Source organism: Desulfosporosinus shakirovi (assembly GCF_020595055.1).
Lineage (GTDB): Bacteria > Bacillota > Desulfitobacteriia > Desulfitobacteriales > Desulfitobacteriaceae > Desulfosporosinus > Desulfosporosinus shakirovi.
This window is the reverse complement of the sequence record NZ_JAJDOO010000001.1, coordinates 129330-146482: the sequence shown is the minus strand read 5'-3', so window position 1 is coordinate 146482 and position 17153 is coordinate 129330. Positions and strand designations below refer to the sequence as shown.

The following is a 17153-nucleotide window of genomic DNA, read 5'->3' as shown; positions in this document are numbered from 1 at the left end:
TTAGATAGGTAGGTTGAATTATATGAAGAATCAAGGATTTACACCTAATTTTTTAGCAACGGGCGTAGGAAGTGTTCCTCAAACTAACAGTGAAGAGGCTTTAGATCTAATATGGAATAGTGTTCCTTTTGCGCCGCATTGGCCTCAGCTTCCTAACCTGGGGGCTGAGAGTTCTTTTATTGGACAGTACCTCAATGCCTTGATTGAAACCGGAGTTATTGGCGATGTCACGAATCCGAAGTTTCAGATTGAGGAGACAGATTGGCTAGAGCGCATGACTGAATTTTATTCGCTTTATTTACAGGGCATTGAGGGAGATGAACAAGCCTTGAATCGCTTTGGCTTCAGTTCGCAGGGGGGAGAAGGATTCGAAGCTTTCTATCGCAATCTAGAACGTTCAGGGACACGAGAAGCTGTAATACTTAAAGGGCAACTCAGCGGGCCTCTGACGCTGGGAATGCAAATCACGGATAAAAATAGACGATCAAGTTATTATGATGAGAGTCTGCGAGATATTTTGGTTAAGACCCTTACTTTGCATGCTGAGTGGCAAACGAAACGACTCCGAAAGTTTGGTCTGCCTGTGATTATGACAGTTGATGACCCGGGGCTTTATGGTTTTGGTGCTTCAACTCATGTAACTCTAAATCGAGAGAACCTGATAGCCGAGTTAAACTCGATTTTCGAGGGGATTCTCCGCCAAGGGGGGATTCCTGGTGCACATGTCTGTGCAGGGATGGATTGGACCCTTCTTTTTGACTCGAAGGTGGTAGTCGTGAATTTTGATGCTTATGACTATATGCAGAGCATGATGGTTTTAGCTGAGCCTATCAACAGATTTTTGATGCGCGGGGGTGTCCTTTCTTGGGGTATTGTTCCTACAAATCCAGTCGCCTGGGAAGAGACTGCTGAAAGTTTGATAATTCGGCTGGAAGATAATATTTCAGAACTTGTGAAGCGTGGGGTTGATGAAAGTTTGCTTCGTCAGCAAAGTATGATAACGCCGAGCTGTGGGACGGGTACGCTCCAGAAAGAGTTGTCAGAGCACATTTATGGGCTTTTGGCTGGGATTCGGGGAGGGCTTGTGTGACACGGCGCTCGGTGCTAACGACGCAGAGCAAACCAACCGTTTAAGCGACTGGCTTTGGGGAGCGGGGTTCATCCTTCGGCCATAGTATTATTTTGAGGAACCCGCCTACGGCGATAATCTCCACTGGAGACTATCGTGTCAGATGAGTCGGCAGTGTGTATGCTGTCCATGGCGCACCCTGAACATTGCCCTGCGTTTCGGGTCGGTCGTTTAAACGGAAGTTTGCTGTTCTGCTTACGTGAAGACGTCGCGCTCGTGCCAACCCTCATTCCATCGGCCGTACTGCCCATGTCGAGGTCCCGCTCCTGTGCCAGGAGAAAAAAGTTTGTATGAAGTTGCATATAGGTATTTTAACATCGGACTTCGGGGATGATTGGGTTGCATATCCGACAATTTTGCTTTATAATAAAACCGAGTAATTTACTTAGGAATGCAGAGGAGGAATTTTTTATATGCTAACAAAGGAAATGACTGTGGGCCAAGTATTAAAGCAATATCCTCAAACAGTTCAAGTTTTCTTGGAACTTGGGATGCATTGCTTAGGATGTCCGTCTTCCGCGATGGAGAGTGTTGAAGGAGCAGCTTTAACTCATGGAAAAAGTCCAGATGAGTTAGTTGAAAAACTGAATAAGGCAATTGCTGCTGTATAGAATTATCCTTACTTATGTGGGGGAATATACTTCACGTTAATTTTAGTTAATGAAGCTGGTCAATTAAGGACCGGCTCTTTTTTGTCTCAGCAGAAACAATCTTTGCAAAGTTTTGGACAGGATTATTTAATCTAAATCATTAATTGGTTGTTACTATGGGTTAGAGTACAAGTCGTTTTACAAATAATCGGTTTGTTTGAATTTAGATACATGCTAGATTCATAGCTTCAGGTGAAGTCGAATGCATCTAAAAATAAATTTGCTTTACTTAATGTACATACACATTATAACATATTATTCCATATATTGTTATTAGTTAAGAGCAAGAATTAAATCCTATGATGATTGAATAACTAATCTTGCTATATTGAAGGAGGAAATTGATATGGAATTACGTTCCGTTGCTTATAATCCGACTTTTACACCGGGTATGCAAGGTATGCAAGGTATGCAAGGTATGCAAGGTATGTCAGGAATGCAAGGAATGCAAGGAATGGAAGGAATGCAAGGTATGTCAGGTATGCAAGGAATGCCGGGAATGCAAGGAGGTATGATGCATGGTGGTCCTTGTATGTATCCGCCTGGAGGGTTCGTTAATCTAGATGTTGACAGGGATCCTGGTTTTGTTTCGCTTGATCTTGAAGGCCCAATGCCTTGTTCACCATGTGGTTCACCTGTGATGCAACAACGACATCATCATGAACATCATTGTCCTGTGCCAACGCCTGCTCCCTCACCTGAAGTTTATGTTGTGAAAAAAGGGGACACCGTTTGGAAAATTGCTAAACGCTACGGCACGACAATGCAAGCTATTATTCTTGCAAACAATCTTCGTAATCCAGATCTTATCTATCCAGGGCAAATTCTGTTTATACCTGGAGCATCTACTGAAGAGTTTTACGGTTAATTGCAAGCATTAATAAAAATAGCGATGTTATAAGATCTAAACTCTGAGTGCAGACTTGGAGTTTAGATCCTTCAATGATGACGGAAAAGGCTTTTTTGACATTTGTAAAACAAACTACTGACTATTTAATCCGCGGGTATGATATCTTAGGGTGACCTGGTATCACGACCCCTTGGAGATGAATGCATACGATCGAATTGTGCTGGACATATTTGTTTAGAGGTTTAGTGTCATTCGTATAGTTAAGCAGGTAAAATGATTGCTTGAATAGAATAATGGAGAATTGTATGGAAGGAGAGAGGTAATGTGGATTATCAGGTTGGTATACTTGGTGGAGGACCTGGAGGATATGTATGTGCTTTAAGAGCCGCCCAATTGGGTTTATCGGTTCTGTTGATTGAGGGTGACCGATTGGGTGGTACGTGTTTGAACCGTGGGTGTATCCCTACTAAGGCTTTGGTGAAGAGTGCAGATTTATGGCGTGAGATAGGACGGGCTGAGGAGTTTGGCTTATTTGTGGGTGAAAAACGGATGGATTACGGTGCTGTAGTCGCGCGAAAAGATCAAGTTGTCAATTCGCTTGTCACTGGTGTGGAGAAGTTGATGAAAGCCGCGAATATTCGTGTGGTGAAAGGTTGGGGGGAATTCAAAAAAGCGGGGCGGATTTCAGTGACGACCGAAAGTGGTGTGGAACATTTTGAAGCGGAAAATGTTATTTTGGCTACCGGATCTGTGCCTGTTCGTATCCCCATTCCAGGGTCTGATCTCCCGGGGGTAGAGACTAGTGATGAGATTCTTGAAAGGATAGATCTGCCCGAGCGCCTGGTTATTATTGGCGGAGGGGTTATTGGTTTAGAATTTGCTTCAATTTATGAGGCTTTTGGAGTGAAAGTAAGTGTAGTGGAAATGCTTCCAAGTCTGTTGCCTACGATTGATGAAGAAATTCCAAAGAGGTTAACTCCTTTGTTAAAACGCGGTGGAATGGATATTTTGACGAAGACGGCGGTAAAGCAGATTCGCCAAGAAGGGGAAAGCTTGGTCGTTCAGATTGAAGATGCTAAAGGAGTAAGAGAGATTCCTGCCGATCGTGTCCTTTTATCTACGGGTCGCAAGCCGAGTATGAGGGGAATTGATGCAGATAGTTTAGGTTTAGAATTAGACAGAGGAGCTATTAAGGTTAACGCTCAGATGCAAACGAATCTTCCTAATGTTTATGCCATTGGTGATGTCGTCGGGGGAATCATGTTAGCCCATGTGGCTTCTGAAGAAGGAATCATTGCAGTAGAACACATCGCTGGACATTCAGTTGAAATGAGTTACAGAGCTATACCTAGTGCGATTTTCACCCATCCTGAAATTGCTGTAGTTGGCTTTACTGAGCAGGAGCTCAAAGCTTCAGGAAAGGATTACAGTGTAAGCAAGTTTCCTTTTTCCGCTAATGGTAAAGCCTTAGCCCTGGGTGAAAGTATTGGAATCGTAAAAATTCTGGCAAATGCTGAAGGAGTGGTTATAGGAGCAAGTATCATGGGACCGCAGGCGAGCACTTTAATCGCTGAATTAGTAATTGCAGTAGAAAAAGGACTTCCAGCCGAGGATATTGCGCGGACAGTCCATGCCCATCCGACATTGCCGGAAACTATTATGGAGGCGGCGCATGGAATTGACGGTAAACCATTGCATTTAGCTTAGTCTTTTAGACTTAGGCGAATAGACTTTCTTGAGCCTTTTAACACACTCAAATTTGCGGTGTGTCAAAAGGCTCTTTTAATTTTAGTTTTATACCCTTAATTAGACGGAGACAGCTATAAGGCCTATGGTTATTAGCTGGTTAACCCTGGTTTAATAGGACCTTCCTCCTGTTTTTATATTTTTTCTTTGAAAACGGGAATTTTGTAGCAGGATTATCTTCACGAATGGAGAATAGTGGGATGAAGTGGGGTAAAGTGGGGTAGAAAACCACGTCAGTGGGGTGAACACTATGTTTATGGGGGAATACATTCATACGATTGACGGAAAAGGACGGTTGATTATACCAGTCAAATTCCGCGAGGCCTTAGGCGAACAATTTATTGTGACCAAAGGCTTAGATCACTGTTTGTTTGTTTACCCTCGTGCAGAATGGAACACCTTGGAACAGAAACTGCGTGAGTTGCCGTTTACTCAACCTGATGTGCGTGCGTTTGTTCGTTTCTTTTTTTCCGGGGCAACGGAATGTGAACTGGACAAGCAGGGAAGAATTCTATTGCCAGCTAATTTGCGGGATTATGCGCAATTAGAGAAAGATCTGGTTCTGGTGGGAGTATCAAGTCGTGTCGAGATTTGGAGCCAGACACTTTGGACAGAATACAGTCAGCAAGCAGAAAGTGCTTATGCCAGTGCTGCTGAATCCCTGGTCCAGCTTGGAATATAGAAAGGAACGGATTAATTTGGAGTTTCATCATGTAACAGTGTTGTTAAATGAGACGGTAGATTCAGTTGTTATGAACCCCGCGGGCAGATACGTTGACTGCACCTTGGGTGGTGCCGGACATAGTCAAAGGATTTTATCAAAGCTTGGACCTTCTGGGAAATTGATCTGTTTTGATCAGGACGGGCAAGCCATCCGTCATGCAGAAGAAGTTTTTGGGCAGGATGAGCGGGTTACCTTAATTAATCGTAACTTTGAGTCCTTGGAGGAAACTCTAAGAGAATTAGACTTACTTCCGGTTAATGGAATCATATTTGATTTAGGAGTTTCGTCTCCTCAATTGGATGAAGCCGAACGGGGTTTTAGTTATATGCAGGATGCACCTTTGGATATGCGTATGGATCCTTCGGGCATTCTGAATGCACGCGAGATTGTAAATTCGTGGACTGAAGAGGAATTAGCGCAACTTATTTGGGACTTTGGTGAAGAGAAATGGTCCAAACGGATTGCACAATTTATTGTCCAAAATCGCAAGGAACGGCCGCTGGAAACTACAGGGGATTTGGTTCAGGCCATTAAAGCAGCGGTTCCGGCAGCAGTTCGACGCAGTGGACCTCATCCGGCAAAGCGAACATTTCAGGCTATTAGGATTGTAGTGAATGATGAACTGGGGGTCTTGGACAGAGTGTTGGATCAAGCCCTTAGTTGTTTGGATCAGGGAGGACGAGTCGGTGTCATTACCTTTCACTCGCTTGAAGATCGCATTGTCAAGGACAGAATGAAATCATGGCTTGGACGGTGCACGTGTCCTCCGGAATTACCGATCTGTCGGTGTGACGCAAAAATGATTGCCAAGGTGTTGACAAGAAAACCCATCCTTCCATCAGAAGAGGAAGTAGAGCAGAATCCCAGATCAAGAAGTGCAAAATTACGGGTTGCCGAAAAAATATAACGTCTAAAGCAATAGGAGGAGGAATACCCATGGTAGTGGCGCAGGAAACGGTTGAGTGGCAGGAGGCTTTGACGCAAACCCATGCCGAGAGAAATCCTCAACCTGTGAGAAAAGGGAAAGGATACTCTAAGATTAAAAGTATTATGGTTTTGGCATTCATTGTTGGTTTAACTGGTGCAATTGGAGCGGAAACAATTCATCTGACAGTCGTCCAAGGAGCTCAGATTCGGTCCTTAGAAAATGATATTTCCGCAATTAAAACTAGAAATGATCTGCTCCAAATGGAGGCCGACAAACTTCGTTCAGTAGGACGAATTGAGAGTGCAGCTCTAGCCATGGGTATGGAAAAGCCTACGGGGAAAGTGTATATGGCAGGTGTAGTACCTGCGACCAAAATTCAAAAGGGGGCTCCGTTGACCCAAGCCGAAACTCAAGCATCAGAGGCTACTGAGGCTAAACCCTCGACACTTAAACAATTTTCTCAAAAATTTACAAGCTTTTTTGCTTCAACACAACGTTAAGAGAAAGGCGCTTTGGGTACGCGGAGACCCCAGAGAGGTGGGGGTGAGGACTTGTGAGTCCTTATGTCGTCATGCGTAAACGAATCGCTTTTCTTTTTTTGTGTGTCAGTATATTTTTGGTCGTCTTAATTGTTCGATTGGGTTTCGTGCAACTCAGTCAAGGAGCTGATTTGCGCAAAAAAGCGGATGATTCTCATTTTCGCGGTGTTCCAGTGGCTCCCAAACGTGGAAATATCGAGGATCGTGAGGGAAATGTCCTCGCTATGAGCGTCAGCACTGAAACAGTGTATGCGGTTCCGGCAGAGGTTCGGCAATCTGGCCGAGCCAAAGAGATGGCGGCAACTTTGTCCCCTCTGCTTGGGAAACCTGCCCAAGACATTGAAGCACGTATTACGAAACGTTCAGCATTAGAATATGTCCAAAAACGGGTTAGCCCGGAGGTGGCGGCCCAAGTAAGGGCGTTAGCGCTTCCTGGAATAGGAACTACGGAGGATAGCCAACGATATTATCCAAATGGAACCATGGCTGCCCATATTATCGGGTATGCGGGAATTGACAATCAGGGTCTTGAAGGAATAGAGTTGACCAGGGAATCCGAGCTGAAAGGGATTCCGGGAAGTATCCTCCAAGAATTTGGGGCCAATGGAATTCCCTTGCCTCAGGCTGAACATCAGTATTTAGCGCCCAAACAGGGAAACACTGTGAGATTAACGATCGATAAGAATATCCAAGCTTTTGCGGAAAGGGAATTGCAAAAGCTAATGATGGGTCAAGGAATCAATATGAACGGACAAGTGCCTAAGAGCGCATCGATCTTGGTGATGGAGCCTAATACCGGAGAGATGCTGGCCTTAGCTTCTGCCCCGACCTTTGATCCTAATCGCTATCAGGAAGCGGACCCTAGCACGAGGCGTAATATTGCTATTCAAAACGGCTATGAACCAGGATCTACCTTTAAGATAATTACTCTGGCGGCAGCTCTCGAAGAAAAGAAAATCAAGCTTACTGAGCATTTTTTTGATAAAGGCGCTTATACCGTATTAGGGAAGAATGTACGTTGTTGGAAAGCAGGAGGGCATGGTGATCAAACCTTTATGGAAGTGGCCGAAAATTCCTGTAATCCGGGTTTTATCGAAATGGGACAACGTCTCGGAATGGACAATTTCTATAGGTATTTGCGGGATTTTGGGTTCGGTCAAAAGACTGGAATCGAAATGTCAGGGGAAGCTCTGGGCATATTGGCAAATAAGAAAAAGGCCACTGCGTTGGACTTGGCAACTATGTCCATTGGTCAGACGAATAACGTTACCCCTATCCAGCTATTAACTGCAGTTTCGGCAGTGGCTAATGGTGGGACGTTAATGAAACCTCAGCTTGTCAAAGAAATCGTTGGCCCCAGTGGAAGGGTGGTTACCCCTTTTGAAAAAGAAGAAATCAGACGTATTATCAGTGAAGATACTTCAAAGCTGGAACGCGAGGTTTTAGAATCTGTGGTAACCAATGGAACCGGACGTCGTTCTTTTCTTCCGGGATACCGTGTGGCAGGAAAAACAGGGACTGCGCAAAAAGTACAGAATGGCGGGTACATTCAAGGGGAATATGTTGCCTCTTTTGTAGCGTTTGCTCCTGCTGACAAGCCGAGGTTGGCCATACTGTGTGTAATAGATGGTGTGCCTTTTTATGGCGGTGTAGTGGCATCTCCTGTAGTCCAGACCGTTCTGCTCGATTCCTTGAGATACTTGGGTGTTAAGCCGGATTCTAAGGCGCCGTTGACACCTGGCAAGCCTATGCCCGGACTTGAATTTCCGCCCATTAAGAAGGCGGCTACAGTTCCTTCTGTCTTAGGTCTGCCTTTAGCTGAGGCGGAAAGGATTTTGGCTCAAGCCGGGTTCAAGACAATGACTGAGGGCCAAGGTGAGGTAGTGCTGGATCAGATTCCTCACGGGGACTCGCAAGTAGAAGCTGAATCGAATATTCTCCTCTATCTGGGGGCAGATGCATCCAAACCAACTCTCACTCCTTGGTGGGAAGATGGGGATGAGGATATTGAAGCCATTCGCAGTTTAACAGGACGTTTGCCGATTGAAGTCAGTCCACTGGGGCGCTAATCGCGGCACCAAGGTCTGTTGAATGGTTAATTTGTCAATAATATTTTTACGATAATATTTTGAGCTGAGATATTATAAAGGCGAAAGGAAAGATGAGGAATGCCAACAGTGCACAAATCATTAACAGACATAATCAGCGGAATTGTGATTCAGGCATCTTCGGGGGATTGTCGAGTCACAGTCCGTGGGATGTCAATGGATTCGCGGCTTGTTCAAGCAGGTGATCTATATGCCTGCGTACCGGGCTTTCAGGTAGATGGTCACGACTTTGCGGCCAATGCAGTCGCCTCTGGAGCTGTGGCATTAGTTGTGGAGCGGTTTTTGCCACTCGATGTTCCTCAAGTTAAGGTTTCGAATGTGCGCCAAGTTATGGGAACGTTGGCTGCTATTGTTTATGGTTACCCTAGTGAACAACTGGAGTTGGTAGGCGTGACTGGTACAAATGGCAAAACAACCATTACCTACCTTATTGAGAAAATAGGGATAAAGCAGGGTAAGAAGGTCGGCTTGATTGGAACCCTGGGGTCCCGAATTAACGGTAGAGATATCCCGGGAGACAGAACAACGCCGGAAGCTATTGAAGTCCAAAGACTTTTAGGGGATATGGTTGCTGAAGAAGTAAGCTTGGCTGTGATGGAAGTGTCATCTCATGCTTTGGACCTCGGAAGAGTCGCCGGGTGTGAATTTGATACTGGAATTTTCACAAATTTGACACAAGACCATCTGGATTATCATAAAACAATGGAGGACTATCTTTCTGCAAAGGCTCTCTTATTTGCAAATTTAAAGGGGAGTAAACCGCTTGGGAAAATTAGTATATTAAATGGGGATGACCCTGCATTTAGAGAATTGAGCAGGACATCAGCTGCCCCGATAGTGAGCTATGGGATTAACAACGCTGTTGATTACCGGGCGGAGAATATTGATGTTACCCCAGAGGGGGTACAATTTCAGGTTCGCTTTAGTGAAAATGTGCAAGATATCTGGTTTTCGACTCCAGGATTTTTTAGTGTCTATAATGCCTTGGCTGCCTTTGCGTGGGGAGTTGAACGAGGGTATCTGCCATCTGCTGTTGCAGAAGCTCTCGCAGAAATTCCAGGTGTTCCCGGACGTTTTGAAAGTGTTCGGCAAGGGCAACCTTTTCAGGTGATTGTAGATTATGCTCATACACCCGATGGTTTGGAGAACGTTGTTCGGACGGCTCGGGATTTTACTACGGGGAGACTTTTGACAGTCTTTGGTTGCGGAGGCGACCGAGATCGAACCAAAAGGCCGCTTATGGGAAAGGTGGCTTCGCAAGGGAGCGATTTCCTCTTTGTGACATCAGATAATCCCCGGACAGAAGATCCTGATCGAATTATCGAAGGAATTCTAACCGGAGTCTCAGGAGAGGATTACGTGACTTTGCGAGATCGGCGGGAAGCCATTTGGAGGGCTTGCCACCTGGCGAAGCCGGGAGATACAATTTTGATCGCCGGTAAAGGACACGAAACTTACCAGATCGTTGGGACTCAGGTTCACCCATTTGATGACAGGGAAGTAGCGCGTGAAGCACTGAGGGGGCTAGGCTATGCGCAATTGGACAGCTGAAGCAGTTGCACGAGTCACAAAAGGGAGTTTAATTGGAAACCCAAATTCAGAGGTACAAGGGTGCATTCTGGATAGTCGTCAAGCCCGGGGGGGAGAAATGTTTTTTGCTCTGCAGGGGGAACGAGTAGATGGGTACGATTATATTGAAGTTGCTTGGAAAAATGGGGCAGTGCTGGCAATTGTGGATGAAGCCCGTTTTAAGAGGGCGGAAACGAAGCTTAAAGTTCCGGAAGGAAAGGCTCTTTTGCTTGTAAAGTCTGTCTTTATCGCACTTCAAGAACTGGCTCAGAACTGGCGTACAGAACTAAAGGTCAAGGTGGTCGGAGTTACAGGGAGTAACGGAAAAACCACCACGAAGGATATGATCTGCGCAGTCTTGTCAAAACAGTTTCGAGTCTATCGCAATAAAGAAAATAATAATAATGAATTAGGTCTTCCGTTGACAATCCTTAATGCGCCGCCTAGTACAGAGATTTTAATTCTAGAGATGGGTATGCGCGGCTTAGGAGAGATTAAAAGTCTATGTGAAATTGCAAAACCGGATATCGGGGTAATTACCAATATTGGCACAACTCATTTAGAATTGCTCCTTACCCAGGAACGAATTGCCCAAGCCAAGTGGGAGCTTGTTGAAGCTCTGCCCAATGATGGAATAGCCATAATTAACGCTGAGGATAGGTTCTCAGTTCAGAAGGCCAAAGAGGATTTCCATTCAATTTGTTTTTATGGTCTTGAAGGTGCTTTTGCAAAGCCAAACATTAAAGGAATTCAGCTTCGGCCTTGGGGAGAATTGGGGACGACCTTCGATGTAAACTATAAAGATCAGAAAATGTCGGCCAATCTGCCGTTGCCGGGTACTCACAACGTATTGGATGCTTTGGCGGCTTTGGCAGTGGGTACGGTTCTTGGAGTTTCACTGGATAAGGGATGTATGGGACTGAGTGAGTTGGAATTATCTAAAATGAGGTTGGAAGTCCGACAGGGAGTACTGGGAAGCGTCCTTATTAATGATGTTTACAACGCGAATCCAGTTTCTATGCAGGCCTCTCTGGAAGTACTCAAAGAGCGGGCAGGCGGGAACAAGACCTTAGCAATTTTGGGTGATATGTATGAACTCGGCATCTCTGCAGAGTCGGGCCATCGAGAAGTGGGGCGAACCCTCGCAAGTTTAGGAGTAAGCGGGCTAATAACCGTGGGGAGTTTGGCGGCAGAGATTGCACAAGAGGCTCAGAAGGCTGGATATGGTGAGAATCAGGTTGCGGTAACGGGATCACATAAAGAAGCGGTCGGGAAGGCACTGGATCTGCTCACGTCGTGGGGTACAGGGACCTGGGTTCTCATTAAAGGTTCACGAGGAATGCGAATGGAAGAGATCACTGCGAAACTTGAAAGATAGAGTAAAGGATGGAATAGCACATGTCTGAGCGTTTGGTCTTGGCGGCAGGATTAGCCCTGATTATTACGTTGGTCCTAAGCCCTTTTTTGATACCGGTCTTAAGGATTCTTAAGTTCGGTCAAAATGTACGCGATGATGGCCCTAAGAGACACCTGAAAAAGGCCGGAACTCCTACAATGGGCGGCATAATTTTTCTTGTTGGCATTATTGTCAGTGCTTTGCTTACGGCAGAACAGCCCACTTCGCTGGAAATGGTGACCTTAGTCGGAATTACGCTCGGATTTGGGTTGATTGGATTTGTTGACGATTTTATTAAAGTTGTGATGCATCGTTCTTTAGGGCTTCGGGCCTACCAAAAACTTATAGGGCAGTTTAGCTTGGCGTTCGCTCTAATGTGGGTTTCTGTTCATTGGTTAGGGCGGGGAACGGATGTGGCAATTCCTTTCACATCCATACACTTAGAATTGGGCTGGTTTTACTACGTCTTTGTTTCTCTGGTCATCGTGTTAATGGCCAATGCTGTTAATCTCACGGATGGCTTGGACGGTTTAGCGGCGGGGAGCACTATGTTTGCCGGAGTTGCCTATGTCTTGATTGCTCTTTTGGCAGCTATCCATGGGGTTGCAGTTCTGGCCAATGAGACAGATATGGCAGTTTTTGCGGCTGCCTTGGTGGGTGGAACCCTAGGCTTTTTGCGCTTTAATACCTACCCTGCCCGTATATTTATGGGGGATACAGGATCTTTGGCTTTAGGGGGAGCTTTAGCGAGTTTGGCGGTACTAACAAAGAGTGAACTTGTTTTTATAGTAATCGGTGGATTATTCGCAGCAGAGGCCCTCTCTGTGATTATTCAGGTTATTTCGTTCCAAACGACAGGGAAGCGAATTTTTCGCATGAGCCCGCTTCATCATCACTTTGAGCTCGTAGGTTGGGGTGAATGGAAAGTAGTGATTGTCTTTTGGTTTGTAGCGTTGATTTGTGCTATTATGGGAATAATTGGATATATGCCTACACTGGGTTAGAGAAGAAATTTCCTCAACCATCTTTGGTTGAGTCGTTGCGGGGCTTGGGGTCGACAGGTGGGAGGAATGGATGTTTAGTTTTTTTGCGTTATGCGAAGCTTGAGGGGCCCATACAAGCTTTGGGACGGTTCTCTTGCTTCCTTCCTACCATGTGAGCATGGTAGGAAGGAAGCAAGTTAGGGGAAAATTTGATGGAACTAAGAACCGTCCCCAGGTTGGCGTAATAGCTACAGCAGCCTGAGAATGAGTAAAAGGAACTTGTGTAAGTAAGCAATGGCCGCCGCTTATTTAAATGATCAAAGGAGGTGCTTTTTGTGGACAAAGAGAAAATGTTGTCTTATATTTTAGATTCATACCCATATTCTATTGTATTTGTCGATTGTGACCATGTTATTAGATACCTTAACAAAAGGGCAGAATATCATTATTATCAAGAGCGTGGTTATCGTGATTTAATTGGAAAATCAATTTTCGATTGTCATCAGAATCCCAAATCAGTGGAAATGATTAAATCTGTAGTTGAGCAACTTAAGAATCACGCTAATGAAGTCTTTTTAAAGGTTAGTCCGAGAAATGAAAGGATTTATATTGTGCCGGTTAGAGACGAGAATGGAGATTTGATCGGATATTTCGAAAGGTTTGAAATGAATTTACAAAAGTAGAATTAAAGATAATTGAGGAATATACTGGTTTGGAAATGGAGGATAACTTGACGTGGAATGGTTAGATAAACGTGTTCTGGTGATTGGTGGAGGTCTAAGCGGCCAGGCAGCAGTTCGGAAACTTCAGAGTTTGGGGGCAGAGGTTTTTCTGACAGACGGTCAGTCAATCGAGAAGCTTTCTGGTGTAGAGGAGACAGGGCTTGATGCTAAGCATTTGTTTTTAGGTCAGGTGCCTGAATTAGCTGAGATTAATCCTGAATTGATAATTTTGTCTCCGGGGGTGTCTCCCAAGCTGTCTTTGGTCCGGGAGGGAATTTCTCATGATGTGACAATATGGAGCGAAGTAGAGTTGGCTATGCATGATTGTCCTGCGCTTTGTGTTGGGGTAACCGGTACAAATGGTAAAACAACAACCACAACTTTAATAGGTGAACTGGCCAAGCTGACGGGCCGACCTGCAATTGTCGCGGGTAATATTGGCATGGCTTTGAGCGGCCAAGTGAAGTGCTTGGAAGATAACAGCATAGTTGTTGCTGAACTATCTAGTTTTCAATTGGAATTTGTCGATAAACTCCATGTTCATATTGGAGTTTTGCTCAACCTTACACCGGATCATTTGGATAGGCATGGCACTTTAGAAAAATACCTCGAGGCCAAAGCCCAAATTTTTAAGAACCAAGGTCCAACAGATTTAGCAATCTTAAATTGGGACGACCCCTTAGTACGTAACCTGGGATCTGAATTGAAAAGCCGAGTCATATATTTCAGTCCGACCACCTTTTTACAAGATGGGATAAGTCTTTGGCGCGACGAGATTGTCTATGCTGAAAAGGAAAAAAGGACAATGATTCCGATTATTTCCCGAAGGAATCTCCAATTGCGCGGGTCTCATAATCTGGAAAATGTTATGGCTGCGGCTGCAGCGGCGCGGGCATTCGGTCTTTCTTGGACTGAGATTACTGAAGGGCTTGCTCAGTTCAAAGGAGTAGAACATCGACAGGAAATTGTGGGTTCGTTCGAAGGGATACTTTTTGTGAATGATTCCAAAGGAACTAATACGGATGCTGCTTCCAAAGCTTTGTTAGCTTTTGATGAGCCCTTGGTACTAATCGCCGGGGGAAAAAACAAAGGACTTGATTTTCACGAATTCATGAAAGTTGTTCAGAGGAAGGTGAAAAGCCTGATCTTACTGGGACAAGCGGCAGACGAGATGGAGCAAGCAGCAAAAGACGAAGGGGTTCAGAGGGTTATTAAAGTTACCAGTTTCGAGGAAGGGGTAGTGAAAGCGATCTCTGAAGCGATAGCTGGCGATGTAGTTTTATTATCCCCTGCTTGTACAAGTTGGGATATGTTTAAGAATTATGAGCAAAGAGGGGAATTGTTTAAGGAGTTAGTGCGTAGGCATTATAGGGAACCCATTCAATAATAAAAGGGGGATCTATTATGCGAAAGTACCATCGACCAGATTTAGTCTTGCTTGGAGCGATTTTGGCTCTGTTAGGGATAGGTTTTGTTATGGTTTACAGCTCGAGTGCTGTAAGGGGGTACATACAGTACGATGATCCCTATCACTATCTTAAGATGGAGATACTCTGGGTTACGATGGGACTTGTGGCTATGTTTATCAGTACGGTGGTAGATTTGAGATGGGTGCGAAAATTTGCGAAACCCGCCCTAATTTTAGCAATTGTCTTATTGATTGCAGTTAAAGTTCCAGGAATTGGGCGCAGAGTCAATGGCGCAGATCGTTGGATCGGGCTTGGGCCGTTATCGATTCAGCCCTCGGAAGTGATTAAACTCTCGATGGTGTTGATGATGTCCCATTTATTAGCTCTTCATCCGCACAAGATTGAATCGTTTCGTAAAGGGGTTCTGCCAATTCTTGGCTTGATGGGAGTAATAGCAGGGCTGATTATGCTCCAACCAGATCTGGGTACGACCTTAGTGATAGCGGCGACAACCTTTTTCATGTTAATTGCTGCTGGTGCAAGGGCGGGGCATATACTAGCCTTAGCTGGAACAGGTTTAGGATTGGTGGTAGCTGCAATTGCAGCCGCTCCCTACCGAATGCGGCGTATTTTTGCCTTTTTGGACCCTTGGGCGGATCCTTTAGGGAATGGATATCAGACGATACAAGCGCTTTTGGCGTTGGGCCCAGGAGGATTATTTGGATTAGGCTTAGGGCAGAGTCGCCAGAAGTTTCTTTATTTGCCGGAAAATCATACAGACTTTATCTTCGCGATGATTGGGGAGGAACTTGGTTTTGTCGGTGCTTCTTTGGTGGTCTTAGTCTTCTTCCTCTTCGCTTGGCGCGGATTTCGAGTGGCAATGAGGGCCCCGGACCCATTTGCGGGTTTTCTGGCAGTTGGAATAACCGCCATGGTGTCTATTCAGGCAATGATTAACATGGGCGTAGTCAGCGGGGTATTGCCAGTTACGGGGATCACCCTGCCGTTCATAAGTTATGGGGGCACATCCCTTGTATTTACAATGTTAGGTGTTGGAGTGTTGCTGAATATTTCAAGGGAAGTAAGGTGACTCGAAGCTCTGTATTGGAAGCACGAGGTTCGAGTAGATGCGCGTTTCTGAGCTTTGATAGCGGAAGTCTCAGAAGTGGTGGAGAAAGGGGTACATGTGGTGCGTGTTATTTTAACCGGTGGTGGGACAGGTGGACATATCTATCCGGCTTTAGCCATCGCCAAAGGGTTGCTGGCTCGTGATACTAATACTCAAATTCTCTATGTAGGAATCCAGGATGGTATGGAAGCACGTCTGGTGCCGGAGGCCGGGATAGCCTTTAAAGGGGTTTCCGGTAAAGGGCTTCCACGCAGGTTAAGCCTAGATACGATAAAAGTTATCGGCAAAGGTTTTAAGGCTCTTTGGGAAACAAAAAATATTTTGCGCGAATTTCATCCGGATCTGGTGGTTGGGACGGGCGGATATGTATCTGGTCCCGTGGTCTTGACAGCTTCCCTGTTTAATATTCCAACGCTGCTTCACGAACAGAATGCATTGCCTGGAATTACAAATCGAATTTTAGCACGCGTTGTGCGGAGGGTGATGGTGACATTTCCTGAGAGTATCGCGCATTTTGGAGTTAAGAATAAGTTGGAATTGGTAGGGCTTCCGGTTCGACAGGAAATTGGGCAAATTTCACGTGAAGCAGGAGCAAAGCGCTTTGGGTTGAGGCCTGATCAGTTAACCTTGCTTGTAACAGGCGGAAGCAGGGGAGCCCGCAGGTTAAATCAAGCTATGATTGCTGTCTTGGAGTATCTGGCAAAACGCCCGGATATTCAAGTGATTTGGGCAACTGGAACTGTGACGTATGCAGAAACTATTGAGGAATTTGGGAAAAGGGGTATTTCTTGGGGATGTCCTCAATGGCGCGTTTTAGAGTATTTGAAAGATATGCCTGAAGCTTTAGCCTGCGCGGATTTATATGTCGGCAGGGCGGGGGCAGCCTCTCTGGCTGAGTTAATGGTTGCCGGCATACCCAGTGTTTTAATCCCTTACCCTCTTGCAGCCGAGAATCATCAAGAACATAATGCCCAAGCCTTAGTACAAGCTGGAGCAGCTCAAATTATTTTGGACTCAGAGTGTGATGGGGAACGACTGTGGAAAGAAGTTGAAAGGCTTATTTCCCAACCTGCACTTTTGGACCAAATGGGGGTTGCTGCCAAAGCCATAGCCCGGCCAAAGGCTTTAGATAAAATTGTAGACCTTTGCCTAGCCAACGCATGGCGATAAATCGTGGTTCGACAACGAATGCAAGCAGGGGAAATCTCGGCTTGCAATCGGCGATTGGTCAGGCGAGTAGCCAGATGCCTTAAAGGGCAAAATTATGACAG

At 45.4% G+C, this 17153-nt stretch carries 16 protein-coding genes; 15 read left to right on the top strand and 1 reads right to left on the bottom strand.

The features are described 5' to 3' along the window. The first annotated feature begins 22 nt into the window (after positions 1–22). The gene (locus LJE72_RS00740; RefSeq protein ID WP_229245372.1) at positions 23–1090 is read left to right on the top strand and encodes a methionine synthase; all 1068 of its coding nucleotides are present in this window, start codon (positions 23–25) and stop codon (positions 1088–1090) included. Between the two features lie 68 nt (positions 1091–1158). On the opposite strand, the gene LJE72_RS00735 is transcribed toward LJE72_RS00740, so the two are convergent. Beyond that, on the bottom strand, positions 1159–1380 hold the full coding sequence (locus LJE72_RS00735; RefSeq protein ID WP_229245371.1) for a hypothetical protein: 222 nt from the start codon (positions 1378–1380) through the stop codon (positions 1159–1161). A 162-nt stretch (positions 1381–1542) separates the two neighbouring features. On the opposite strand from LJE72_RS00735, the gene LJE72_RS00730 reads away from it, so the two are divergent. From LJE72_RS00730 to murG, 14 genes are all read left to right on the top strand, one after another. After that, on the top strand, positions 1543–1740 hold the full coding sequence (locus LJE72_RS00730) for a DUF1858 domain-containing protein (RefSeq protein WP_229245370.1): 198 nt from the start codon (positions 1543–1545) through the stop codon (positions 1738–1740). 385 nt (positions 1741–2125) lie between these two features. Further along, positions 2126–2647: a LysM peptidoglycan-binding domain-containing protein gene (locus LJE72_RS00725; protein WP_229245369.1), complete on the top strand. Its 522-nt coding sequence runs from the start codon at positions 2126–2128 to the stop codon at positions 2645–2647. A gap of 306 nt (positions 2648–2953) precedes the next feature. Then, a complete protein-coding gene (lpdA, locus tag LJE72_RS00720) occupies positions 2954–4336 on the top strand; it encodes a dihydrolipoyl dehydrogenase (RefSeq protein ID WP_229245368.1) in 1383 nt (460 codons plus the stop codon). A gap of 289 nt (positions 4337–4625) precedes the next feature. Continuing rightward, positions 4626–5057: a division/cell wall cluster transcriptional repressor MraZ gene (mraZ, locus tag LJE72_RS00715; RefSeq protein WP_200797878.1), complete on the top strand. Its 432-nt coding sequence runs from the start codon at positions 4626–4628 to the stop codon at positions 5055–5057. A 16-nt stretch (positions 5058–5073) separates the two neighbouring features. Further along, positions 5074–6006 carry a 16S rRNA (cytosine(1402)-N(4))-methyltransferase RsmH gene (gene rsmH / locus LJE72_RS00710; RefSeq protein ID WP_229245924.1) on the top strand — a complete coding sequence of 311 codons (933 nt, stop codon included), beginning with the start codon at positions 5074–5076 and terminating at the stop codon, positions 6004–6006. Between the two features lie 29 nt (positions 6007–6035). Continuing rightward, a complete protein-coding gene (locus tag LJE72_RS00705; RefSeq protein WP_229245367.1) occupies positions 6036–6527 on the top strand; it encodes a septum formation initiator in 492 nt (163 codons plus the stop codon). A gap of 53 nt (positions 6528–6580) precedes the next feature. Beyond that, positions 6581–8635: a penicillin-binding transpeptidase domain-containing protein gene (locus tag LJE72_RS00700; RefSeq protein ID WP_229245366.1), complete on the top strand. Its 2055-nt coding sequence runs from the start codon at positions 6581–6583 to the stop codon at positions 8633–8635. A 99-nt stretch (positions 8636–8734) separates the two neighbouring features. After that, complete coding sequence (locus tag LJE72_RS00695) at positions 8735–10225, top strand: UDP-N-acetylmuramoyl-L-alanyl-D-glutamate--2,6-diaminopimelate ligase (protein ID WP_229245365.1); 1491 nt, start codon at positions 8735–8737, stop codon at positions 10223–10225. After that, entirely contained in the window at positions 10206–11621 is a 1416-nt protein-coding gene (locus tag LJE72_RS00690; protein WP_229245364.1) for a UDP-N-acetylmuramoyl-tripeptide--D-alanyl-D-alanine ligase, read from the top strand. Before LJE72_RS00695 ends, LJE72_RS00690 begins: the two co-directional genes overlap by 20 nt. A 20-nt stretch (positions 11622–11641) precedes the next feature. Then, complete coding sequence (gene mraY, locus LJE72_RS00685) at positions 11642–12643, top strand: phospho-N-acetylmuramoyl-pentapeptide-transferase (protein ID WP_229245363.1); 1002 nt, start codon at positions 11642–11644, stop codon at positions 12641–12643. Positions 12644–12957: 314 nt separating this feature from the next. Beyond that, on the top strand, positions 12958–13305 hold the full coding sequence (locus tag LJE72_RS00680; protein WP_229245362.1) for a PAS domain-containing protein: 348 nt from the start codon (positions 12958–12960) through the stop codon (positions 13303–13305). Between the two features lie 52 nt (positions 13306–13357). Then, positions 13358–14731, top strand: coding sequence for a UDP-N-acetylmuramoyl-L-alanine--D-glutamate ligase (murD, locus tag LJE72_RS00675; protein ID WP_229245361.1), 1374 nt, complete (start codon positions 13358–13360; stop codon positions 14729–14731). 17 nt (positions 14732–14748) lie between these two features. Beyond that, positions 14749–15843 carry a stage V sporulation protein E gene (gene spoVE, locus LJE72_RS00670; RefSeq protein WP_229245360.1) on the top strand — a complete coding sequence of 365 codons (1095 nt, stop codon included), beginning with the start codon at positions 14749–14751 and terminating at the stop codon, positions 15841–15843. A gap of 99 nt (positions 15844–15942) precedes the next feature. Then, the gene (murG, locus tag LJE72_RS00665) at positions 15943–17052 is read left to right on the top strand and encodes an undecaprenyldiphospho-muramoylpentapeptide beta-N-acetylglucosaminyltransferase (RefSeq protein ID WP_229245359.1); all 1110 of its coding nucleotides are present in this window, start codon (positions 15943–15945) and stop codon (positions 17050–17052) included. Positions 17053–17153 lie beyond the last annotated feature (101 nt).